18 protein-coding genes and 1 riboswitch are annotated in these 23,180 nt (G+C 43.4%); of the genes, 4 read left to right on the top strand and 14 right to left on the bottom strand.

Features of this window, described 5'->3' with window-relative positions:
• Window positions 1-18: 18 nt before the first annotated feature.
• Together BOD01S_RS08885 and gltB are read right to left on the bottom strand one after the other, a co-directional pair.
• The gene (locus BOD01S_RS08885) at window positions 19-1,500 is read right to left on the bottom strand and encodes a glutamate synthase subunit beta (RefSeq protein ID WP_036156966.1); all 1,482 of its coding nucleotides are present in this window, start codon (window positions 1,498-1,500) and stop codon (window positions 19-21) included.
• Window positions 1,501-1,662: 162 nt separating this feature from the next.
• Window positions 1,663-6,153 carry a glutamate synthase large subunit gene (gene gltB / locus BOD01S_RS08880; protein ID WP_036156969.1) on the bottom strand — a complete coding sequence of 1,497 codons (4,491 nt, stop codon included), beginning with the start codon at window positions 6,151-6,153 and terminating at the stop codon, window positions 1,663-1,665.
• Window positions 6,154-6,271: 118 nt separating this feature from the next.
• On the opposite strand from gltB, the gene BOD01S_RS08875 reads away from it, so the two are divergent.
• Window positions 6,272-7,174 carry a LysR family transcriptional regulator gene (locus BOD01S_RS08875; RefSeq protein WP_036156971.1) on the top strand — a complete coding sequence of 301 codons (903 nt, stop codon included), beginning with the start codon at window positions 6,272-6,274 and terminating at the stop codon, window positions 7,172-7,174.
• Window positions 7,175-7,407: 233 nt separating this feature from the next.
• Here BOD01S_RS08875 and BOD01S_RS08870 read toward each other — a convergent pair whose 3' ends face one another.
• The 10 genes from BOD01S_RS08870 to BOD01S_RS08825 form a co-directional block, all read right to left on the bottom strand.
• Window positions 7,408-8,274 (bottom strand): MetQ/NlpA family ABC transporter substrate-binding protein, encoded by an 867-nt coding sequence (locus BOD01S_RS08870; RefSeq protein WP_036156973.1) that lies wholly within the window; start codon window positions 8,272-8,274, stop codon window positions 7,408-7,410.
• Window positions 8,275-8,332: 58 nt separating this feature from the next.
• Window positions 8,333-9,001 carry a methionine ABC transporter permease gene (locus BOD01S_RS08865; RefSeq protein WP_036156975.1) on the bottom strand — a complete coding sequence of 223 codons (669 nt, stop codon included), beginning with the start codon at window positions 8,999-9,001 and terminating at the stop codon, window positions 8,333-8,335.
• On the bottom strand, window positions 8,994-10,019 hold the full coding sequence (locus BOD01S_RS08860) for a methionine ABC transporter ATP-binding protein (RefSeq protein WP_036156978.1): 1,026 nt from the start codon (window positions 10,017-10,019) through the stop codon (window positions 8,994-8,996). The genes BOD01S_RS08865 and BOD01S_RS08860 overlap by 8 nt, the downstream gene beginning before the upstream one ends.
• 78 nt (window positions 10,020-10,097) lie before the next feature.
• Window positions 10,098-10,201: riboswitch (SAM riboswitch) on the bottom strand.
• Window positions 10,202-10,262: 61 nt separating this feature from the next.
• The gene (locus BOD01S_RS08855) at window positions 10,263-10,565 is read right to left on the bottom strand and encodes a thioredoxin family protein (protein ID WP_036156980.1); all 303 of its coding nucleotides are present in this window, start codon (window positions 10,563-10,565) and stop codon (window positions 10,263-10,265) included.
• A 12-nt stretch (window positions 10,566-10,577) separates the two neighbouring features.
• Window positions 10,578-10,901 carry a toprim domain-containing protein gene (locus tag BOD01S_RS08850; protein WP_036156982.1) on the bottom strand — a complete coding sequence of 108 codons (324 nt, stop codon included), beginning with the start codon at window positions 10,899-10,901 and terminating at the stop codon, window positions 10,578-10,580.
• A gap of 220 nt (window positions 10,902-11,121) precedes the next feature.
• Complete coding sequence (gcvH, locus tag BOD01S_RS08845; RefSeq protein ID WP_036156984.1) at window positions 11,122-11,502, bottom strand: glycine cleavage system protein GcvH; 381 nt, start codon at window positions 11,500-11,502, stop codon at window positions 11,122-11,124.
• Between the two features lie 82 nt (window positions 11,503-11,584).
• Window positions 11,585-11,941, bottom strand: coding sequence for an arsenate reductase family protein (locus BOD01S_RS08840; protein ID WP_036156986.1), 357 nt, complete (start codon window positions 11,939-11,941; stop codon window positions 11,585-11,587).
• 238 nt (window positions 11,942-12,179) lie between these two features.
• Window positions 12,180-13,961 carry an acyl-CoA dehydrogenase family protein gene (locus BOD01S_RS08835; protein WP_036156988.1) on the bottom strand — a complete coding sequence of 594 codons (1,782 nt, stop codon included), beginning with the start codon at window positions 13,959-13,961 and terminating at the stop codon, window positions 12,180-12,182.
• Between the two features lie 154 nt (window positions 13,962-14,115).
• Entirely contained in the window at window positions 14,116-15,288 is a 1,173-nt protein-coding gene (locus BOD01S_RS08830) for an acetyl-CoA C-acetyltransferase (RefSeq protein WP_036156990.1), read from the bottom strand.
• Between the two features lie 142 nt (window positions 15,289-15,430).
• Window positions 15,431-17,821 (bottom strand): 3-hydroxyacyl-CoA dehydrogenase/enoyl-CoA hydratase family protein, encoded by a 2,391-nt coding sequence (locus tag BOD01S_RS08825; RefSeq protein WP_036156992.1) that lies wholly within the window; start codon window positions 17,819-17,821, stop codon window positions 15,431-15,433.
• A gap of 308 nt (window positions 17,822-18,129) precedes the next feature.
• Between BOD01S_RS08825 and BOD01S_RS08820 the strand changes: the two genes are divergently transcribed.
• The gene (locus tag BOD01S_RS08820; RefSeq protein ID WP_036156994.1) at window positions 18,130-18,447 is read left to right on the top strand and encodes a thioredoxin family protein; all 318 of its coding nucleotides are present in this window, start codon (window positions 18,130-18,132) and stop codon (window positions 18,445-18,447) included.
• A gap of 246 nt (window positions 18,448-18,693) precedes the next feature.
• Complete coding sequence (locus BOD01S_RS08815) at window positions 18,694-19,218, top strand: C39 family peptidase (RefSeq protein WP_036156996.1); 525 nt, start codon at window positions 18,694-18,696, stop codon at window positions 19,216-19,218.
• Between the two features lie 13 nt (window positions 19,219-19,231).
• Here the strand turns inward: BOD01S_RS08815 and BOD01S_RS08810 are convergent, their stop codons facing one another.
• Window positions 19,232-20,107, bottom strand: a complete 876-nt coding sequence (locus BOD01S_RS08810; RefSeq protein ID WP_036156998.1) for a 5'-3' exonuclease — start codon at window positions 20,105-20,107, stop codon at window positions 19,232-19,234.
• A 114-nt stretch (window positions 20,108-20,221) separates the two neighbouring features.
• Here BOD01S_RS08810 and BOD01S_RS08805 point away from each other — a divergent pair, with 114 nt between their 5' ends.
• Entirely contained in the window at window positions 20,222-21,433 is a 1,212-nt protein-coding gene (locus BOD01S_RS08805; protein ID WP_036157000.1) for an NAD(P)/FAD-dependent oxidoreductase, read from the top strand.
• A 49-nt stretch (window positions 21,434-21,482) separates the two neighbouring features.
• Here the strand turns inward: BOD01S_RS08805 and hutH are convergent, their stop codons facing one another.
• On the bottom strand, window positions 21,483-22,958 hold the full coding sequence (gene hutH / locus BOD01S_RS08800; RefSeq protein ID WP_036157002.1) for a histidine ammonia-lyase: 1,476 nt from the start codon (window positions 22,956-22,958) through the stop codon (window positions 21,483-21,485).
• Window positions 22,959-23,180: the final 222 nt, after the last annotated feature.

The following is a 23,180-nucleotide window of genomic DNA, read 5'->3' as shown; positions in this document are numbered from 1 at the left end:
AATGCTCTTTCCTATCACTCAGGCAAATAGCCGTGTTTCCTGCAAATAATAATGTACGCTTGCTGCTACGCTGCGTCCTTCCTTAATGGCCCATACGACAAGACTTTGACCACGGCGTGCGTCTCCTGCAGCAAATATACCGGGAATATTTGTTTCAAAGTCCTTTACTGAGGCGCGAATACGATTATTTGCCACATCCACTCCAAACTGCTCAGGCAGCGACTTTTCAACTCCCTCAAAGCCGATTGCAACAAATACATATTGGGCCGGCCATACACGTTCTGTCCCTGGCAGCTCCTTGAAATAATGAAAGCCGTCTTCACCAAGGATTTTTTCCATTTGAATCGTATGAAGCTCTTTTATATGACCATTTTCATCCTTCACAATTTTTTGCGTTTGAATGCAATATTCACGCGGGTCATATCCTTTTACATCATTTACCTCTGCATACGCATAGTCCAATGTGAAGACATTCGGATCTTTAGGCCATGGATTCTCTTCCGTACGGCTGACTGGCAGCGCGGGATGTTTACCAAATTGATAGACGGATTTACAATTTTGACGGATGGCTGTCGCTACGCAGTCAGCCCCCGTATCTCCGCCACCTATAACAATGACATCCTTCCCTTCCACATTCAAAGCTTTGCCATCTTCAAAGTTTGAGTCGAGCAGGCTCTTTGTCACATTTGTCAAGTAGTCCATAGCCAGATGAATTCCCTCAGCATCAGCCCCTTCCATATGCAGCAGGCGCTGCTTCTGCGCACCGATACATAGGATAACTGCATCATACTGGGACCGAAGCTCCTCTATTGGAATATCCACCCCTATATTTATGCTGCATTTAAATTCGATTCCTTCTAACGCTAGTAGATTGACCCGGCGCTCTATCACTTCTTTTTCAAGCTTCATGTTAGGAATACCATACATTAACAATCCGCCCGGGCGATCTGCACGTTCAAATACAGTCACTTTATGTCCAAGCTGATTTAATTCATCGGCCGCTGCTAATCCTGCAGGGCCTGATCCAATGACAGCAACTTTCCGGCCTGTTCTATGACGAGGGATCCGCGGAACAACCCAGCCGTTTTCAAAGCCTTTATCAATGATTGTACGTTCAATCGATTTAATTGCTACTGCTGGATCTGTAATGGCTAATGTACAGGAGCCCTCGCAAGGTGCGGGACATACGCGCCCTGTAAATTCCGGGAAGTTGTTTGTCATATGCAGCCGATCTAATGCTTCCTTCCACTGCCCCTTGTATACCAGATCATTCCATTCGGGGATGACATTGTTGATGGGGCACCCTGCAGCTGTCCCACGAATTTCAACTCCCATATGACAGAAAGGCGTGCCGCAGTCCATACAGCGTGCCCCCTGTGTTTGTAGTGATGCATCCGACAGTCTAGAAGCATATTCCTTCCAGTTTGAAACTCTTTCTAGCGTTGGCTGCTCCTTCGTCTTTTCTCGTTTGTATTCCATAAATCCAGTCGGTTTACCCATCTAGACTCCTCCTCTTACTATGAACACATTTGCATGTCTAAAGGCTTTACTTGCTTATGGCCCAGTCCTTTGTTGTTAGAAGAATATTTATCACAATGTTTTGCCTTTACGAAGAGCAAAGTGTTATTAGCTTACCTATTTCGAAATGGCTAGCTCTTTGTCTCATGTTGTTTCCACAAATGCCTTCATTGCTGCCTTTTCATCCGTCAGTCCTTGCAGCTTGTGGAAATTGATTTTATTTATCATTGCCTGGTAATCCGTCGGTACAACCTTCACAAATTTCGGTACTGCTTCTTCCCAATTGGCTAATATATTGCGTGCTGCCGTACTGTCTGTCTGTTCGAGATGCTGAATAATCATATGACGAACTGCTTCGATTTCACTTTTCTCCTCCAACTTCGCAAATTCGATCATTTCCATATTACACTGTGCCTTAAATGCAGCTGCATTTGTTGGCAAGACATATGCAACTCCCCCCGACATGCCTGCGCCAAAGTTTTGGCCAACATCGCCCAGGACAACAATACGACCGCCTGTCATGTATTCACAGCCATGATCGCCAATTCCTTCCACCACGATGCGAGCACCTGAGTTACGTACAGCAAATCTGTGTCCTGCCCGGCCATTAATAAATGCGTGACCGTCTGTTGCACCGTACAGACATACATTGCCCGCAATGATATTCCTCTCATAGTCCCCCTTGATCGGCGGCACAGCTATAACCTTACCGCCAGACAACCCTTTTCCAAAATAGTCGTTTACATCACCTATAACCTTCATCGTCATTCCTCGTGGGATAAAGGCACCGAAACTTTGCCCAGCGTGGCCAGTAAATGTGAGGTTAATCGTGTCATCCAACAATCCCTGTTCTCCGTATTTACGGGAAATTTCACTTCCGACAATTGTTCCCATTACGCGATCTGTATTTTTAATAGGAAATGAAAGCTCCATCTTTTCCTTCTCTTCAATCGCTTTTTCTACGGCCGGCAGCAAATGTACTAGATCAAAGCTTGCCGCTATACCGTGATCCTGCTCACGCTGTTTCGTACGTGGACCCTGCATTTGGTGAAGAAGAGCTGTCAGATCCAGCTGACTTGCCTTCCAGTGCTGCTTCGTGCGTTCAGAAATCACCAGGGCGTCTGTTCTTCCGACCATTTCCTCTACGGTACGGAAACCTAATATTGACATATATTCACGCATTTCTTCTGCTACAAATCGCATATAATTTACTACGTGGTCGGCACTGCCCATGAATTTGGCGCGAAGTTCCGGGTTTTGTGTCGCCACGCCTACCGGGCAAGTATCCAGGTGACATGCCCTCATCATCACGCAGCCTAAAACAATTAACGGGGCTGTGGCGAATCCAAACTCCTCTGCTCCTAAGAGAGCTGCCATGACCACATCTTTTCCTGTCATTAATTTCCCGTCAGTTTCCAGGACAACCCGATCACGGAGACCATTCAACATTAATGTTTGATGTGCCTCTGCAAGCCCCAGCTCCCATGGAAGTCCTGTATGTTTAATAGAGGTTTTCGGTGAAGCACCTGTTCCTCCATCGTATCCCGAAATCACAATAACATCTGCTGATCCTTTAGCAACACCAGCGGCTATCGTACCTACACCAGCCTTCGCTACAAGCTTGACGGAAATCCGTGCATAACGATTAGCGTTCTTTAAGTCATGAATTAGTTGAGCCATATCCTCAATGGAGTAAATATCATGATGAGGCGGAGGTGAAATTAATCCAACCCCTGGTGTAGAGCCACGTACTTCTGCCACCCAAGGATAGACCTTATTACCCGGCAATTGCCCTCCTTCGCCTGGTTTTGCCCCCTGCGCCATTTTAATTTGCAGTTCATCAGCATTTACAAGGTAATGTGATTTCACACCGAAACGTCCCGAAGCAATTTGCTTAATCGCACTGCGGCGACTGTCCCCATTTGCATCCGGTATAAATCGTGCTGGGTCTTCTCCCCCCTCACCGGAATTAGAGCGGGCACCTAGACGGTTCATTGCAACCGCTAATGTTTCATGGGCTTCCTTCGATAAGGAGCCAAAGGACATCGCACCGGTTTTAAAGCGCTTAACGATAGCATCCACCGGTTCTACCTCTTCTAATGGGATTTTGCGTTCTGCCTCCTTAAAGTCAAATAAATTCCGCAAGAAGCCGATTCGCTCTTCGTTTGCCATTTCTGCATACATACGATATAAACCGTAATCATTTTTTCGTGCTGCCCATTGTAATGTATGGATTGTTTTTGGATTGAAAGCATGGTGCTCCCCATCTGACCGCCATTGGAAATCAGATCCGGATTCCAGCTCAGCACGCATTGCCTTTACCGCATATTCATAGCGTCGCTTTGCCTCTTCTCCAATTGTCTCTAAATCAATGCCATCAATTTGGGAGGCTGTACCTGTGAAGTGTTCATCGATTACATCCTTACTAATTCCTACTGCTTCAAACACCTGTGCTCCTCGGTATGACTGCACAGTAGAAATCCCCATTTTTGACATTACCTTCACTACTCCCTCTGTTGCTCCTTTACGATATTTTTTTACAGCAGTTTGGTAGTCAGCCTGCAAGGTTCCCTTTTCGATCGCTTCCTGTATTGTAGCGTAGGCAAGATACGGATTGATGGCATCTACGCCAAAGCCGATTAAAGCGGCAAAATGATGCACTTCCCGCGCTTCGCCGCTATTAACGATCAGGCTCACCTTTGTACGTAGTCCCTTTCGTACCAAGAACTGATGTAGACTGCTTGCTGCGAGAAGTACAGGTACTGTTGGTGCAGCGGGTTGTGTTACATTGTCACAAAGCACAAGCAAGGATGCACCTTGCTCTATAGCGGCTCCTGCCTGCTGACGTATGCGATCTAGTTCGTCTTCCATATTTTTTGTATATGAAAGTGAGATAACGAACGATTGAAAGTCTTTATTTTTGTTCTCTAATAAGCGTTTGTACTCGCTGTTTGTTAAAATAGGTGTCTCTAGCATAATGCGTCTTGCATTTTCTGCCGTTGGATGGAGCAGGCTTCCTTCTTTTCCAAGCAAGGTCATTGTGGAAGTGACAACATGCTCGCGGATCGAATCAATCGGCGGATTTGTTACTTGGGCGAACAGCTGTTTAAAATAGTTAAACAGTGACTGCGGCCGGTCTGACAAGACAGCAAGCGGCGTATCATTCCCCATAGAGCCTAAAGGGTCTTTTCCTTCTTTTGCTAACGGAACGATATATTTTTGCACATCTTCAAAAGTATAGCCGTAAACCTTTTGACGAAGCGTCAAGTCACTTACAATCTCTGCTTCTTCCTTTTGCACTTCCAGTTTCAGCATGTTTTCTTCAAGCCATTTCTGATAAGGTTCTCGTGCAGCCATTTCAGCCTTTAGTTCTTCATCAGAAATTATTCTGCCTTGCTCCAGATCGATTAACAGCATGCGCCCTGGGCTTAGGCAGTCTTTCATGACTACCTGATCCTCTTGTATATCTACCACCCCTGTTTCAGAAGAGAAGATAACATGATTGTCTTTTGTCACATATAGTCTGCCTGGGCGCAATCCATTGCGATCGAGAATAGCTCCGATTTGCTTGCCGTCAGTAAAACAGATCGCTGTAGGTCCATCCCATGGCTCCATTAAGGCTGCATGATATTGATAAAAAGCTTTACGCCCTTTATCGATACGAGGATTTTCCGTCCACGGCTCCGGTATGAGCATCATCGCTGCATGAGCTGGTGAACGTCCAGCTAATACAAAAAATTCAAATGCATTATCCAGCATGGAAGAGTCAGAACCGGTCGAATCAATGATAGGGAGTAGCTTTTGTAAATCGTCTCCGAATGCTTCAGAGACAAATTGCTGTTCACGGGCACGCATCCAGTTGATGTTACCGCGTAGCGTATTAATTTCTCCATTATGGATAATATAGCGGTTTGGGTGCGCACGCTTCCAAGATGGAAATGTGTTCGTCGAATAGCGGGAGTGAACAAGGGCAAATGCCGACATAAAGCTTTCATTCTGCAAATCTTCATAAAAACTACTTACCTCTTCCGGAGCCAATAACCCTTTAAAAACCATTGTCTCACTTGAAAGGCTAGGGCAATAGAATTCATATCCTTGTGCGTCCGCCCACTGTTCCAGCTGCTTACGGATAATATACAGCTTCCGTTCAAAGGCTAATCTGCCGTCTGTATGATTACGGATAAACACCTGGCGCACAATGGGTGCTGAGGATTTTGCAATGTCACTCAAATTGTCTTCATTTGTCGGTACCAGCCGCCATCCAATTAATGACTGCCCCTCTGCTTTGATGAGTTCGTTCAATTTTGCTTCAATCGCCAGGCGCTCTTCTTCTTTCTTAGTAAAGAAGAGCTGCCCTACGCCATATTCTCCTTTATGAGGCAGGTCAAGTTCCGTACAGTTTAACTTGAAAAATGCGTGCGGAATTTGTACCATAATGCCTGCTCCGTCACCTGTTTTACCGTCTCCTCCACGTCCTGCGCGGTGTTCCAGGCGACATAACATCTCCAAACCGTTCTTTACAATTTCATGTGACGGCTGTCCCTTCATATGCGCATACATTCCAATTCCACATGCGTCATGCTCGAACTCCGGTGAATAAAGACCTTGCGCTTCTGGATATTGATGAAAAGCCATGTAAATTCCCCCCAAATCTTTCAATTGCGTATTTACATTTTAAAGTTTTCGAAATAATATAAACAATATATAGTTTGGATGTAATTAATCTAATATTTAGATAGATGGGGTGAAAACAGTGGAATTACGCCAGTTACGCTATTTTGTAGAAGTAGCACAACGCGAACATATTTCTGAGGCTGCAGAGCATCTTCACGTAGCGCAGTCAGCTATTAGCCGGCAAATCGCCAACCTGGAAGAAGAGTTAGGTACTCCGCTTTTCGAAAGAATTGGACGCAATGTTAGGTTAACACCAATTGGTAAAACCTTTTTGGAGCACACTATTACCGCGCTTAAGGCAATTGATTTCGCTGCTAAACAAGTCGAGGAGTATTTAGATCCGGCAAAGGGAACGATAAAAATCGGGTTTCCGACTAGTTTAGCAAGTTATGTATTACCGACTGTCATCTCTGCCTTTAAAAAGGAATATCCGGATGTATCATTCCATCTGCGTCAAGGATCATACAAGTTTTTAATTGACTCGGTAAAAAACCGCGAACTAAATCTGGCGTTTTTAGGGCCCCTTCCTCCAAAGGATGAAACAATTAATACAACCATTCTGTTTAGTGAAAATATCTATGCACTCCTTCCTGCTAATCATCCGCTGGCGAAAAATGAACAGATTAATCTCGTCGATTTACGAAATGAAAATTTTGTCCTTTTCCCAGAAGGATACATTCTCCATAAAGTAGCTGTCGAAGCATGCAGATCAGTTGGATTCATCCCGGCAATTACATCTGTCGGGGAAGATATGGATGCTTTGAAAGGACTTGTTGCAGCAGGCATTGGGGTAACATTGCTGCCTGAGAGTTCCCTTTATGATTCTACCCCTCGCTTTACAGTAAAAATGCCGATCACTATTCCTGCAATCCGCCGTACAGTAGGGGTTATTTCACCAACAAACAGGGAGCTCGCTGCCTCCGAAAAAGTATTTCTTGATTTCGTAACAAACTTTTTCTCCCGTTTATCCCAATTCCAATAAAAAAAGCCGACTCCACTTATGGGAGACAGCTTGTTCGTACGGACATTCTGATAGATATCAGCGATTTCGGTCAGAATATCAGCGTATCATGGAGATTTATCGGCGGTTTTCGGGTATTTATCAGCGATATTGCCATTTTATCAGCGATTTCCTCTAATGCTGTCGATTTCCCGGGGAATATTGCTGAATTCACAAAAAACCCAAGATCTAAAACGATCTTGGGTTTCATCTACTTATTCAGTGACTGGTACGACAGAGCCGCCCCACTCATCTAGAATGAATTCTTGAATTTCTTTTGAATGTAAAGCTTCTACCAATGCCTTGACTTTTTTATCATTCTCATCACCTGCACGTACCGCAATGATATTTACATATGGTGATTCTGAATTTTCGATAGCAATGGAGTCTTTCAACGGATTCAAACCATTATCGATTGCATAGTTTGAGTTGATTAATACCGCATCGCCTTCTTCATTTTCATACATTTGGTAAAGCAATGAAGCTTCCGTCTCTGCATCAAATTTAAAGTTCTTAGGGTTTTCCACAATATCGGAAAGTTCTGCTTCCGTTTTATCAATGCCTTCCTTCAGCTTGATCAAGCCTTCTTGTTCAAGTAAAGACAGCATACGGCCATGGTCAGCTACAGAATTTGATAAAAGAATTGTAGCTCCTTCCGGCAATTCTGAAAGTGATTTATATTTTTTTGAGTAGATACCGATCGGCTCTATATGGATACCGCCAGCGTTGGCAAAATCATAACCAAACTCTTTTTTTTGCGCTTCAAAATAAGGGATGTGCTGGAAGTAGTTTGCATCAATCTCGCCGCTTTCAAGGTCTTGGTTCGGCAATACATAATCCTGATAAGTTTCAATTTCTAAATCAATACCCTGCTCTTCTAAAATCGGTTCCACCTGCTCTAAAATAATCGCATGTGGTGTATTAGATGCACCAACGACTAATGTAGATGATTCTTCTTCACCTTTCTTGTCCGAGCTGCCTGTATTTTTGCCTTCCTCATCTGAACCGCACGCTGCTAATGCTAATACAGATGCCGATACCAATGTAGAAGCCAATACTTTTTTCTTCGTTAGAAATGCCATAATCTGAAAACCTGCCTTCTCTTATTAGATTTATATGATAGGTGCGCGGACGCACAAATTAACGTTTATCAATTTTTGATGTAATGAAGTCACCAATGTATTGGATAATGAAAACGACAAGTAATATGAGAATTGTCGCCATTAGTGTTACGTCAGGGCGATTTCGCTGGAATCCTTCTAAATATGCTAGGTTCCCTAAACCGCCTGCCCCGATAATACCCGCCATCGCTGTATAACCTACAAGTGCGACCGCTGTCACCGTAATCCCTGAAATAAGGGCCGGTAAACTTTCCGGCATTAACACTTTAAAAATAATTGTCGATGTTTTCGCACCCATTGAGCGCGCTGCCTCGATAACGCCTTTATCAATCTCACGCAGAGCAATCAATACCATCCGGGCATAAAACGGAGCAGCCCCGATGATAAGTGCCGGTAATGCCGCATTCGCCCCACGGATGGAACCTACTAAAAACTTCGTAAATGGAATGAGTAAAATAATCAGGACGATAAAGGGAATCGAACGGAAAATATTTACTACAGATCCTGTTAAAAAGTACACGATTTTATTCGCCCATAATTGATAAGGGCTTGTTAAGAACAGCAAAATACCAATTGCCAACCCTAAAATAAATGTAATGATTGTAGAAACAGCTGTCATATACATTGTTTCGTATAAAGCTTCTGTCATCTTCTCCCAGTTCACATTCGGAAATAATTGACTAAGCATGCTCAATCACCTCCGTTTGTAATTCATGTTTCGCCAGTACGTGGAGCACCGTCTGTACTTGTTCCTCTGTTCCGTCTATATGCACAATCAATGTCCCATATGGCCCGCTTGTTGTATAGGAAATTGTTCCATGTACAATATTGACATCCACTCCGTACTCTTTAATTAAATGAGAAATAATAGGCTGTTCTGTAGCTTGTCCAACGAACGTTACTTTCACAAGCTTACCGGAAGGATAGTTTTCCAGAATCTGCTCAATTGATTCTTTTGTTTCATTTGTACCTGACACTTGCGAGACGAACCTTTTCGTAATCGGCGCCTGCGGGTTCTGGAAGACGTCTAATACCTTTCCAGTCTCTACAACCTTCCCTGCTTCCATAACAGCTACACGATGGCAAATTTTACGTATAACGTGCATTTCGTGTGTAATAAGTACAATTGTCAATCCTAAACGTTTATTGATATCCAGTAAAAGCTCAAGGATTGAATCTGTTGTCTCTGGATCCAAGGCGGAGGTTGCTTCATCGCACAGCAGTACTTCCGGATTGTTGGCAAGCGCCCGTGCAATCCCGACACGCTGCTTCTGTCCCCCTGATAATTGAGAAGGGTATGCTTTGCCTCGTCCTGTCAAACCGACTAAGTCAATAAGCTCTGCTACCCGTTTTGTACGCTCCTGTTTGGACATACCTGCGATTTCCAATGGAAAAGCAATATTCTCTTCCACTGTTCGGGACCATAACAGGTTAAAATGCTGGAAGATCATACTAATCTTATGGCGTGCTGCACGAAGCTTTCCACCAGAGATTGCTGAGATTTCCTCCCTGTTTACTAGGACCGAGCCCGTCGTCGGCTTTTCCAGGCCATTCAGCAGACGGATCATTGTACTTTTACCTGCACCGCTGTACCCGATAATGCCGTATATTTCCCCTTTTTCAATCGATAAGCTTACATTGTCTACGGCTGTCAATTCGCCGTTTTTTGTTTTGTAAACTTTTGTTATATTACGTAACTCAATCATATTTGACTCCTTCTGCATAAAAAAACCTTTCCACTATGATAAGCAGAAAGGTTTTCGTACAAATTATACGTAACCGTTCTCTCATCTTCCAAAGCATAGCTTTGCGTGACTTGGCACCTTTTTACAAATGTACTGGTTGCCGGGCTTCATAGGGCACTTCCCTCCACCGCTCTTTATAAGAGTAACGTTATGAAATTTATTTTTATGCTTGTTACTGTACCATGTTCTACAATTGCTCGTCAATCACTTTTTTAATATTTCATACAAGTTGGGTACGGATTGAAATGCATACAGTTTTTGGGCGTATTCCCCATCCCGAGCAATTAATAGACAAGGAACACTTTCCACTTCATATTCCATCGCCAGGTTTTCCAGGTAGTTTACATTTCCCTTACCAATTGCTACGTCCGGCAGCAATTCTTCCATAACTGCCATCATTTTAGATGCTACAGCGCATGTGCCGCACATTGGCGTATATAAATAAAAGGCCGCTACGCGCTCTTTTTTCATCGCTTCCTGCCATTCCTTATAGGTCCATTCCTTCATTCAATAATCATCCTATTTCACTTGAAATTTAGCCGCCTGTAGAATTTGACGTATAATCATGCTTGGTGCCTCCGCAACACCGGTAAAAGGGGCCGGAAGTTCCAGCTGTACTGCCTCACTGTAAGTTCTGCGCATCATTTTCCGCAAATAATCACCGGATTTATCCCGGTCAAAAAAGGTAAAGAATTCACAATACTCATACGGCTCCAGCAAGTCAATGAACGCTTCCTCGTCTTTCGTACCATGTGTACAAATGATCAACACCTGTTCAGCCAGTAGAGGCTCAATTTTCAACTTATCAGAACGGCCTTCTACAATTATACACTTTTCAATCATTCACTGCTTCCCTCCCGCATTTATGCAAAGCATATTCGCGTCTGCTTACCTGCGACAAGCTGCGGAAGCCTTCCCCTAGCGTGTATGAGCCGCGCTTAGTGATGGCAGACCGCCTGCTTTTCTACAGTAGACGTAGATGCCTACTCATGTCAGTTTATCCAAATTGAGGCCTTTGAAAAAAAAGCGCCAAAATCTACAGTTAGATTCAGGCGCTTTTGTATTATTCAGCGATCAGTTCTTCATATGCTTCAGCAGACAATAGTTTCTCTACTTCCGATTCATCCGAAAGTTCAACAACAACCATCCAAGCATTTTCATATGGAGATTCGTTAACGAATTCAGGGTTATCAGATAACTCCTCATTCACTTCTACTACTGTACCAGATACTGGTGAGTATAGTTCAGAAACTGTTTTTACTGATTCTACGCTACCAAACGGTTCATTAAACGTTACTGTATCGCCTACTTCTGGAAGCTCAACAAATACGATATCGCCTAATTCATGCTGTGCAAAGTCCGTGATACCAACACGTACTTTATTACCTTCAATTTTTACCCATTCATGCTCTTGCGTATAGTGCAGATCTTTAGGAATACTCATGAATAAATCCCTCCAACGAAATGTATCAATAATCCTTTTCAGTTTGACACATTTCTATAGCAAAAACAAGCTCGCATTCTGTTTATTTCCATGTTTCCGAGAAGTCAGACTCCTTGAATCCCAATGTCACTTTTTGACCGTCCGTAACAATCGGGCGCTTAATCAGCATGCCGTCAGAAGCCAGTAAGTCCAATTGTTCTTCCTCTGACATAGCTGACAGCCGGTCCTTTAAGTTCAGCTCCTTATATTTATTGCCGGATGTGTTGAAAAATTTTTTTAATGGAAGGCCGCTTTTTTTATATAGCGCTGCTAATTGCTCCTTTGATGGCGTCTGCTCTACAATATGAACGGACTCAAACGCAAGACCGTTTTCTTCTAGCCATTTGACCGCTTTTCTGCATGTTGTGCATTTAGGATATTGGATAACTGTAAGTGCCATGAATGTTGCCCCTTTTTATATAAATTTGTCCTTTCCCATTGTAAAGGAAATGAACCAGAAAAGCGAAAAATTGCAAATCCGCTTCCGCTAGCTTTATTGTTTACCAGTTATGGAGGTTTTGGGGCTCCCCGCTTGGATATTATAAATAAGGTATGTTTATCCGCTAAAATTGCCATAGGTAGAAATATCCCCATACAAAAAGTCCACCCTGCAGCAGCAGGGTAGACTCTATAACCTATTAAACGATATATTTTTCCGCTTCGATCAGCTTAGCAGCTGCTTCACGCTTCTTAGGGATTAGGTTGTAAGGATTATGGCGTGTTAATTTGCGCAGCGCAGATAATGTCATACGACCAGCATCGCCTTCTACTGAAGCAAGCAGTGTATCTTTTGCTTCTTTTTCGATTTCTGCGAATGCTTCCTGACAGAAAATTTCTGTGTAAAGAATCTTTTGCTTCGCTTTTTCAGCACCGTCACGCTCAATTGCTTTTTGTGTACGGATCACTGCTGATTCCATAGCGTATAACTGGTTGGCAATATTAGCGATATTTACAAGCAGTTCTTGCTCTTTATCTAATTTAGCACCAAATGCCTGTGCTGCTGTACCTGCTGCTAGAACAGCGATTTTCTTCGCGTTTTTCACCAAGTATTTCTCCTGCGCTAATGGAGCATCTTCCACTTCTTCCGGCATCATCATAAGGAGCTCATTTTGCAGGTTTTGTGCTACTTGAAGAAGCGGCAGCTCACCTTTTAATGCTTTCTTCATGAATGTACCAGGTACGATCATGCGGTTGATTTCGTTCGTTCCTTCAAAGATACGGTTAATACGGGAGTCACGGTAAATACGCTCTACTTCGTACTCTGCCATGAAGCCGTAACCACCATGTAATTGTACAGCCTCATCCGCGATATAGTCTAATGTCTCAGAACCGAATACTTTGGCAATAGAGCACTCAATTGCATATTCCGCTACTGCAGCTGCAATGGCACGGCCATCTTTTTGCTCCTCAGGAGACAGCTGGCTTAGCGTATCTTCGAAATATCCTACAGTACGGTAGTTTAACGACTCAGATGCATATAAATGAGATGCCATCGTCGCCAGCTTTTCTTTTGTTAGGCTGAAGCCTGATAATGGCGTTTTAAACTGCTGACGTTGGTTAGCATATTGAACAGCAAGCTCTAAAGCGCGTTTAGAAGCTCCTACAGTACCAACTCCTAATTTATAACGGCCGATGTTTAAAATATTGAAGGCAATCACGTGACCGCGGCCAACTTCACCAAGCAAGTTTTCTACCGGTACTTGTGCATCTTCTAAAATCAATGTACGAGTAGAAGACGATTTGATTCCCATTTTCTTTTCTTCAGGCCCTACGGATACACCTGGGAAAGAACGCTCTACGATAAACGCCGTGAATTTATCGCCGTCAATTTTCGCATAGACAACGAATACATCCGCAAAGCCAGCATTGGTAATCCATTGCTTTTCACCATTTAATACATAGTGAGTGCCTGCTTCATTCAATTTAGCTGTCGTTTTTGCACCTAATGCATCCGAACCTGAACCTGGCTCAGTTAATGCATAAGCAGCAATCAGCTCACCGGAAGCAAGCTTTGGAAGGTACTTTGACTTTTGCTCTTCGTTACCGAATAAAACGATTGGCAAAGAACCGATCCCTACGTGTGCACCATGTGTAATAGAGAAGCCGCCCGCTGGAGACATTTTTTCAGCAATCAATGCTGAGGAAATTTTATCAAGCCCTAGACCTTCATATTCTCCCGGTACGTCAGCTGCAAGTAAACCTAATTCACCCGCTTTTTTTAGTAAACGTACAGAATGCTCGAATTCATGGTTCTCCAGGTTTTCAACAACCGGCAGTACTTCATTTTGTACGTAATCTGCTGTTGTTTGTGCAATCATTTTTTGCTCATCTGTGAAATCCTCTGGTGTGATAACTCGATTGATATCTACGTCTTCGATTAAAAAGCCGCCGCCTTTAATAATGTTTGTTGTTTGTTCCATTATGAACATCCTCCCCTAAATGTGTTGGTTCGCCTATATAACCGGCTGCATTGGCGAATTTGCAGCCCAATAATTTGTATGCCTTATATATAGAAAGCCCGGGAAGCCCATTCGGAGGCAATTAGAATGCACTTCCCGAAAGCTGTTCTAACAATTAAAGTACTTCAAACACCCCAGCAGCACCCATACCGCCGCCGATACACATTGTTACTACACCGTACTTTTGGCCACGGCGCTTCAGCTCATGAATCAGTTTCAGCGTCAGGATTGTACCCGTTGCACCAAGCGGATGACCAAGTGCAATGGCACCGCCGTTTACATTCACCTTATCCATGTCAATGCCAAGGTGGCGAACGACTTGAATCGATTGAGAAGCAAATGCTTCATTAATCTCCCAAAGATCAATTTGATCCTGTGTCAAACCAGCGATCTTTAATGCTTTTGGTACCGCTTCAATCGGTCCAATTCCCATAACTTCCGGTGGTACCCCTCCAACAGCAAATCCTAGGAACTTCGCCATTGGCTTCATACCTTGCGCTTCTGCTTCTTCCCGGTCCATTACAAGCACTGCTGCTGCACCGTCTGAAGTCTGAGAAGCGTTCCCTGCTGTTACAGACCCTTTAATATTGAAGGCTGGGCGAAGCTTTGCCAGCCCTTCCACTGTTGTCCCAGGGCGTACACCTTCATCTGTATCGAAAGTGAATGTGCGTGAGGCAGGCTTATTATCCTTGCCGACAAAATGCTGCGTTACTTCGATAGGTACAATCTCATCCTTGAATTTTCCTTCTTTAATGGCTTTCTCCGCCAGTTCATGTGAACGAACTGCAAAAGCATCTTGGTCTTCACGGCTTACTTCATAGCGGCGTGCTACTTCTTCTGCCGTGTGCCCCATTCCCATGTAATACTGCGGAGCTTCTTCTGCCAGCTTCGGATTTAATCGTACTGTATTGCCTGTCATCGGAATCATACTCATTGATTCTACGCCGCCGGCAATAATTGCTTTCGAATGTCCAAGCATAATACGCTCTGCAGCATAGGCGATCGATTGCAGACCTGATGAACAGAAACGGTTGACTGTGATGGCAGGAGTAGAATCCGGAAGACCGGCAAGCGCTCCTATTAAACGCGCTACATTCATTCCTTGTTCTGCTTCAGGCATTGCACAACCCATGATTAAATCATCGATTGCCCCTTCATAGCCTGCTCGTTTCAATGTTTCTTTTACAACAATGCCACCGAAATCATCCGGACGCATTGCTGCAAGTGAACCTTTTTTCGCTTTTCCGATTGGCGTTCGTGCACCTGCCACAATAACGGCTTCACGCATAGTGATGTCTCCCCCTTGTTTAGCTGAATGCTATTCATCATTTTCTATTAAACTCGTATGATTATTTTAGACTGCAAAGGAAACGTTCGCAGAAGCAGATATGCTGAACCAGCAACGCAATATGCGAACGTTTACCTGCAGATTAGTTGCGTAACGGTTTCCCCTTAACCAGCATGTGCTGCATACGCTGCTGAGTTTTTGGATGCTGTACCAGTTCCAGGAAAGCCTTCTTCTCTAATCCTAGAATGTACTCTTCATCCACTTCTGTTCCGTATGGTACGAGTCCGCCTGCCAGGACGAATGCAAGCTTTTTGGCGATTGAAAGGTCATATTCGCTAATGTAGCCAGAATCGAACATACCTTGTGCTCCCAGCAATAGCGTTCCGTATCCTGGTGCACCGACCACTTTGATTTTCTTTTTCACTGGCGGCTTGTAGCCTGCATCGTATAATGCAATAGCTGCCTGTTTCGCATCGTAAATTAAATGATCCGGGTTGACAGAAACACCATCAGCAAAGTCCAGGAAGTTATTTTCACGCGCTTCTTCACCGGAAGTCGATACTTTTGCCATGGCGATTGTTTCAAATACTTTGTTTACAACAGCCTGTAAATCTACATCTACTCCGTTTGGCATACCTTTTAGGAATTTTTCGTAAAGACCAAGGTTACCTGCTCCACCTGGAATAACCCCTACCCCTACTTCTACTAAACCAATATACGTCTCTGCAGAAGCCTGAATGTGAGCAGCTGGTAAACATACCTCCGCTCCACCGCCAAGTGTCATTTGGAACGGTGCTGCAACAACCGGCTTCGCTGCATACTTGATGCGGCGCATTGCTTTTTGGAATGCACTGATTACATAGTCAAGCTCAAAGATGTTATCATCCTGCGCTTCCATTAAGATCATGCCAAGGTTTGCTCCAACACAGAAGTTTTTGCCCTGGTTTCCAATAACAAGCCCTTTATAGGCTGAATTATTTTCAAGTTCATCGATTGCGGCATTCAGCATTTGGATAATATCAAGGCCAATCGCATTTGACTGTGAATGGAATTCCAGTAATAGAACACCATCTTGTAAATCAATCAGGCTCGCTCCAGCGTTTGATTTGATTACCCCATGCTTTTTCTTATAGCGTTTTAAATCAATTGCCTTTTCGTTTACTGGTACTTTTACATATTCGCTGCCGTTATAATAGGCAAGTTCACCATCGATTTCTGAGTAGAAAGATTCTAGCCCTTTATCAAGAAGGCCTTGGACAAATGACGGAATTTCATGTCCTTCTTCCTTCATTTTTTCAACGGATTGCTTTACACCGATTGCATCCCACATTTCAAATGGTCCCTGCGCCCATCCGAAGCCCCACTTCATGGCATTGTCAATCGCTATTATGTCATCGGCGATTTCGCCTGTCAGCTGTGCTGAGTAAAGCAACGTTGGTGCAAAAATGTTCCATAGCAATTCACCTGTACGGTCTTGTGCATAGACAAGTGTTTTAACCTTATTTCCTAAACCACGTGCCTGTTTTGCCATTTCCATTGAAGGTGTTTTCAGTTTTTTTACGGGCTCATATTCAAATGTATCTATATTAAGCTCTAAAATTTCTTTTCCTTTTTTGACGAAGAAACCTTGACCGGACTTGGCACCAAGCCAGCCGTTTTCAATCATTTTCTTCAAAATCGGGTTTTCAGCAAATACCGCCTGTTCCTCGCCCGTTGTGTTGTCGTATACATTTTTCGCTACATGCGCAAATGTATCCAAGCCGACTACATCAAGTGTACGGAATGTCGCCGACTTAGGACGGCCGATTAATGGACCTGTCACTGAGTCAACTTCCCCTACGGAATAGCCGCGCTCCTGCATTTCCTTCATTGTAATGATCAAGCCATATGTGCCGATCCGGTTGGCAATGAAGTTCGGTGTATCTTTTGCGACAACTACTCCTTTCCCTAGGACGTCTTCACCAAATGTCTGCATGAATGAGACAACTTCCGGTGCCGTTGTATGAGAAGGAATGACCTCTAATAATTTTAAATAACGTGGCGGGTTGAAGAAGTGCGTTCCTAGGAAATGTTTTTGGAAATCTTCCGAACGTCCTTCAGCCATTGCATTGATGCTTACCCCTGATGTGTTCGAGCTGACAATCGTACCCGGTTTGCGAACGGCATCGATTTTTTCCATCAGTCCTTTTTTGATATCAAGGTTTTCTACAATAACTTCAATGATCCAATCTACATCTTTTAATTTGTCAAAATCATCCTCAAAGTTCCCTGCTGTAATGAGCGCAAGATTCTTTTTAGCTGCCAATGGTGCCGGCTTTTGTTTTAGAAGCTTTTGTAGTGCACCAGCTGCAAAGCGATTGCGAACTTGCGGGCTTTCCAAAGTATATCCCTTCGCCTGTTCTTCAGCATTTACTTCTTTTGGTACGATATCTAACAATAATGTCGGGATGCCGATATTCGCTAAATGCGCAGCAATACCTGACCCCATAACCCCTGACCCTAATACGGCCGCTTTTTGAATTTTGTAAGTCACGAGAACTTCCCCCTTCTCCACTCTTTTATACCGAATGAACAATCATTCATTTTTGAACGAAAAAAAAACTTCAAACAGCTTTTCTGTTCTTAGTGTAGTTGATTTTGTCATTTTTAGCAACATTTTTTCAGGACATTTTCTATAAAAATCTGAAATTTCTCTCCATTTCATTGATATACCAACAAAATAATGAACACTCATTCATTATATTTTAGCAGAAAACCTTTCCTTCTTACACTTTTAAGGCAAAAAACTTCACCCCGTCATCTAATATGTGTAAACTAACATGTATAAGGAGCGTGATATGTATGATAGAAATTACGACAGTGGAACAATTTAATGAAATCATTTCCGGCGATCAAAAGGTCATCGTGAAATTCTTCGCTGGCTGGTGTCCAGACTGTACACGTATGGATATGTTCATCGACCCAATCGTTGAAGAGTATAACCAATACGTATGGTATTCTGCCAACCGCGATAACTTCCCGGAACTGGCCGAGAAATATCAAGTAATGGGTATTCCTTCTTTACTGATTTTCCAAAATGGCGAGAAACTGGCGCACCTACACAGTGCCAATGCAAAATCTCCTGAACAGGTTACAGATTTTTTAGCAGCACAAAGCTAATGAACTGCCCTGTATGAAGCCGTTTATTCTTTGCAAAAAGAGACCTCTTTGTCTCCCGTAAGCGATAACTTTCGGGACCTCCAAAACAGATGGCCAGCGATTATGCTGTTCAAACATACAGGATTTCATTATGAAAAGACCCGTCTATGGCGGGCCTTTTTTCTATAGCTGATTTGCTCAAAGGGTTATTTTTTATGTAAGTGGGTATTAATAGACTTAAGTAGAAGGAAATCGGGGTGACGTAAAGTGCGTGTTTTATTAGATGTAAATGGAAAATCCCAATATAGCGATGCAGTCCGTCCAGAATTTCGCAATTCTGCATGTGGTCCAACTACCGCTCACGTTATTTTAAATTATTTATCTAAACAGCATACTGTAGTAAAAAAGGATATCAATGAACTGTATAAGCTATTAGGTGGAACAAAGATCGGCCTTTTTAAGTGGCGTTTCATTCAAAAGCTGCGTTCTCAGCTTGGTGAGGAATTTATTATAAATGAGTGCAATTTATCTGAAGCGATTATGCAGCTAAAGCATGGTAATCCTGTAGCCATGAAATTCGACCAATATTTTACGTTTCAATGGTTTACAAAGAAGAAGCCTCTTTATAAATACCACTGGGTACCGCTTATCGGCTATGAAATAAAAGATGATTGCCTTCATTTAATTATCCATGATAACGGCGGACACGACCGTGAAAGTAAAGTACGTTCCATTTGCTATGATGACAACCGGCATGTGATAAGTTTTGTAAAAATAGAACCGAGGGAATAGCTCCCTCGGTTTTTTATATGCCTAATGTTCTTGCGTGCTTCACGATCAGGCGCAGCCCCTGCTGCTGCAAGGCTTCTAATTGCGGCTCATACGTAGGGGGCACAAGTAAATGATCAAGCTCACTTTCGATTGGTGCTTCGCAATGGATTTTAGCAAGCTGATAAGATAGTCTCAGCATCTCTTCGTTTTCCCCTATTTTAATTTGCTGTCCAGCCTTTAATGTTGGCAGCGCCTCCAGAACGCCTTCAATGGAACCAAATTGCTGAATAAGCTTAAGGGCTGTTTTCGGTCCGATTCCCTTTACACCGGGATACCCATCGCTTGTGTCCCCCATAAATGCCTTTACATGAGCGAATTGGGCAGGCTGTATACTATACTCCTTTAAAAACCGCTCTTCTGTATATACATCGTATTCTGTATATCCTTTTTTCGTTAAAGCGATTGTTGTATTTGGGTTTAATAATTGCAGCAGGTCTTTATCTCCGCTGATAACGGTAATGGCTGCGTCATTTTTCCATTTTGAGACGATAGAGCCAATGAGATCATCCGCTTCCATTCCCTTAATCCCAAAATTTGTCCATCCGAGCGTTGCTGCTACTTCCTTCGCCATGTCGAATTGCGGCAACATTTCCTCCGGAGGGGCTGGACGATGCGACTTATACCCCTCAAACAAGTCATTACGGAATGTATGCATGCCCATATCCCAGCAAATGGCAATATGGGTAGGCTTCATTAAAGACTGTGCTGTTAGTACATGCCTTGCAAATCCCTGAACTCCATTCGTTGGAGTGCCATCTTCAAGCCGGATAAATTGATTCATTACAGCCGATGCGAAAAAGGAGCGGAACAGCAGCGCCATACCGTCTACAATAAGTAAATGTTTAGTCATGTTAAAAGCCTCTCTTTCTACGATTCATCTATTATAGCAAATGTTCTATCTGCACTGATTGAAAGATGTTTGGACAGGGAATAATTAACTATAGGAAATAAAGGGGGCATATAAATGGATCTTATAAATGGCCGACTATTTTGGCCCGATACTTATACTAAAAAAACTCATACAAACCCGGAGATTGCACCACTTTATGATGTCATTATCGTAGGTGGTGGAATGAGCGGGGTCCTAACAGCTAAGGCATTAATGGACGAAGGACTAAAGATTGCCATCTTGGACAAAGACATTCCAGGGGAAGGAAGCACGGCTGCCAATACAGGCCTTCTCCAATATTCGAATGATATTATGCTTCATGAGCTGATTGAAAAAATAGGAAAAAAGGATGCAGTCCGGTTTTATAAACTTTGCAGTAAAGCGGTAGATCAGCTGGAGGAACTTTCACAAACGATGCAGAACAAAGCAGACTTTATTCGTCGCCCAAGCATTTATTATGCAAGCAAAAAACGTCATAAGAAAAAAATTCAAAAGGAATTTGAAACACTTCTTAGGTTCGGTTTCCCGGTAGATTATTGGGGAAACTTTGTCCTGAAGAAAAAGATGGGGTTTGAGAAACCCGCTGCTCTTGTCACTTATCAAGATGCAGAATTTAATCCTTATAAATTTGCGCAAGAGTTACTAGCCCAATTAAAAGAGCAGGGACTCCATGTATTTGAACAAACACCTGTGCATGTCATTGAAGATGAAAAAGAGGAAATTACTATTCATACGATTGCCGGTGTTTTCCGTACACAAAAGATTATTTATACAACCGGTTATGAGGAAGTGCCGTTCGGTAAGGTAAAAGGTGCTAATATCAACCGCTCCTATGTGCTTGTTACAAATCCGATTCCCGATTTTGAAGGATGGGAGGAAAAGGCACTTATTTGGGAAACTGCCAGACCTTATTTGTACTTGCGCACGACAGTGGACAACCGGATTATCATCGGAGGTCTTGATGATAAAAAAGCAAAGGCACCAAGTGAAAAAAGAATTCAAAAGCATACTAAAAGGCTCTTGGAGGAGCTGCAGGAGCTGTTTCCGCAGTATGAAGTAACCGCAGATTACCTGTACGGAGCTTCCTTCGGCACTTCAAAAGATGCTCTTCCGTTTATCGGTGAGCATCCGGAACGACCCAATCATTTTTATCTGCTCGGGCTCGGTGGAAATGGGACAGTATACAGTATGCTTGGCTCAAAAATACTCGCTGATCTTGTAATGGGTAGAGAAAATGAAGATGCACACATTGTCACACTGGACCGGGAAGACGGGGTAAAATTATAAAAGAATGCATGAGGGACCTGTAGGAGCAGGACCCTCATGCATTTTTAGATTAAGGCAGCAAATATTCCGCTATGTTTTCAATATCATGATGGAAAATGCGATCTTCCTCTATAGAGGCAGCGATTTTCCGAAGCTCCTGCCATTTTCCGAATGTTTTAGGACTCATTTGCCCTGTGCCTCGGTATTCAACAGCCTGCAATGCGCAAAATGCTTCAATTGCTAATACACGCCTTGCATTCGCAATAATAGAATAAGCATGTCTTGCTGCTGTTGTTCCCATGCTTACATGATCCTCCTGGTTGGCTGAAGAAGGGATCGAGTCAACGCTGGCAGGATGTGCTAACGTCTTGTTTTCCGAAACTAGGCTTGCTGCGCTGTATTGCAGAATCATAGCCCCCGACTGCAGTCCAGGCCGAGCGCTCAGGAAAGGAGGCAGCCCTTCATTTAACTGCGGGTTGACAAGCCTTTCGATTCGTCGTTCGGAAACATTCGCCAGCTCTGCTGCAGCTAGCTTTAAAAAGTCCATCGCAAAGGCAATTGGCTGGCCGTGGAAATTTCCTCCCGAAATAATGGAACCATCTTCAAATAATAAGGGATTATCTGTAGCGGCATTCATCTCGATTTCCAGCTTTTCTTTCACATAAGAAAGCACCTGCCAACTTGCTCCATGAATTTGCGGAATACAGCGCAGCGAGTACGGATCCTGTGTTCGGATTTCCCCCTGCCGTGTAATTAACTTGCTTCCTTCCAGCCATTCGCATATTCTTCTGGCGACATCCGTCTGCTCTTGAAACCCTCTTGCCTCGTGCACAGGGGGAAGGAAGGCATCAATAATCCCTCTAAGACCTTCTAGGGTCATCGATGCGATCCATTCACTATCATACGCCAGCTTTTCTGCTTCAATATAATTTACTACCCCTTGCGCTGTCATCGCCTGAGTGCCATTTATAAGGGCCAGACCCTCCTTTGCTCTTAGCTCAATCGGAGAGAGATTCAGCTGTTTCCATACTTCTGCTGCAGCTAGCCGCTCTCCCTTCCACTTCACATCTCCTTCCCCAATCAGAGCAAGTACTAGATGGGAAAGCGGGGCCAGATCTCCTGAAGCACCTAGCGATCCTTGTTGAAAAATGATTGGATGAATTTGTTCATTGGCCATTAGCACAAGACGTTCAAGCACTTCCAAACGAATGCCTGAATACCCTTTTAATAAAGCATTTAACCGAAGGACGACCATTGCACGGCTTACAATTTCCGGAAATGGCTCTCCTACTGCACATGCATGCGAACGAATCAGATTAAGCTGAAGCAGATTCACTTCATGCTCCTCAATTTTCACATCACTGAATTTTCCAAAGCCTGTATTGATGCCATAGACAGTCTTTCCTTCTTTGACAACTCGTTCTACACGGGCCCGGCTTTCTATTACCCGCTCCTTCGCTTCTTCAGCTATGAGTACCTTTGTACCGTTATATAGAATTTCCTTCATTTGTTCAATCGTTAAATGGCTACCATTTAAAGAAATCATGCAACTACCCCCGATGTCTTTTTTGTAATTTATTGATGAATACTGTTATGAGAACCTTTCCTTTTTCGTCCACACAGGAGGCAATATCCACACATATCTCCTTTTCTATTAATCGCAGCACCCCTCTGCTTGTGTCTTGTGATGGAATTTTGCCAGCAGGTGCTTCCTCATCTGGTTAAGATGGTTCCTCTCTTTTTCATTCTGTAAGCGTATACACTTTTC

Origin of the sequence: Lysinibacillus odysseyi 34hs-1 = NBRC 100172 (assembly GCF_001591965.1) — a bacterium.
Taxonomy (GTDB): domain Bacteria; phylum Bacillota; class Bacilli; order Bacillales_A; family Planococcaceae; genus Lysinibacillus_B; species Lysinibacillus_B odysseyi.
Note: the sequence above shows the minus strand (reverse complement) of the source record. Positions and strands in the feature narration are given on the sequence as shown.

Excerpts from the sequence above, each read along its gene's own strand:
- BOD01S_RS08885 (WP_036156966.1), bottom strand. The coding sequence starts at position 1,500 with ATGGGTAAACCGACTGGATTTATGGAATACAAACGAGAAAAGACGAAG.
- gltB (WP_036156969.1), bottom strand. The coding sequence starts at position 6,153 with ATGGCTTTTCATCAATATCCAGAAGCGCAAGGTCTTTATTCACCGGAG.
- BOD01S_RS08870 (WP_036156973.1), bottom strand. The coding sequence starts at position 8,274 with ATGGCATTTCTAACGAAGAAAAAAGTATTGGCTTCTACATTGGTATCG.
- BOD01S_RS08865 (WP_036156975.1), bottom strand. The coding sequence starts at position 9,001 with ATGCTTAGTCAATTATTTCCGAATGTGAACTGGGAGAAGATGACAGAA.
- BOD01S_RS08860 (WP_036156978.1), bottom strand. The coding sequence starts at position 10,019 with ATGATTGAGTTACGTAATATAACAAAAGTTTACAAAACAAAAAACGGC.
- BOD01S_RS08855 (WP_036156980.1), bottom strand. The coding sequence starts at position 10,565 with ATGAAGGAATGGACCTATAAGGAATGGCAGGAAGCGATGAAAAAAGAG.
- BOD01S_RS08850 (WP_036156982.1), bottom strand. The coding sequence starts at position 10,901 with ATGATTGAAAAGTGTATAATTGTAGAAGGCCGTTCTGATAAGTTGAAA.
- gcvH (WP_036156984.1), bottom strand. The coding sequence starts at position 11,502 with ATGAGTATTCCTAAAGATCTGCACTATACGCAAGAGCATGAATGGGTA.
- BOD01S_RS08840 (WP_036156986.1), bottom strand. The coding sequence starts at position 11,941 with ATGGCACTTACAGTTATCCAATATCCTAAATGCACAACATGCAGAAAA.
- BOD01S_RS08835 (WP_036156988.1), bottom strand. The coding sequence starts at position 13,961 with ATGGAACAAACAACAAACATTATTAAAGGCGGCGGCTTTTTAATCGAA.
- BOD01S_RS08830 (WP_036156990.1), bottom strand. The coding sequence starts at position 15,288 with ATGCGTGAAGCCGTTATTGTGGCAGGTGCACGAACGCCAATCGGAAAA.
- BOD01S_RS08820 (WP_036156994.1), top strand. The coding sequence starts at position 18,130 with ATGATAGAAATTACGACAGTGGAACAATTTAATGAAATCATTTCCGGC.
- BOD01S_RS08810 (WP_036156998.1), bottom strand. The coding sequence starts at position 20,107 with ATGACTAAACATTTACTTATTGTAGACGGTATGGCGCTGCTGTTCCGC.
- BOD01S_RS08805 (WP_036157000.1), top strand. The coding sequence starts at position 20,222 with ATGGATCTTATAAATGGCCGACTATTTTGGCCCGATACTTATACTAAA.
- hutH (WP_036157002.1), bottom strand. The coding sequence starts at position 22,958 with ATGATTTCTTTAAATGGTAGCCATTTAACGATTGAACAAATGAAGGAA.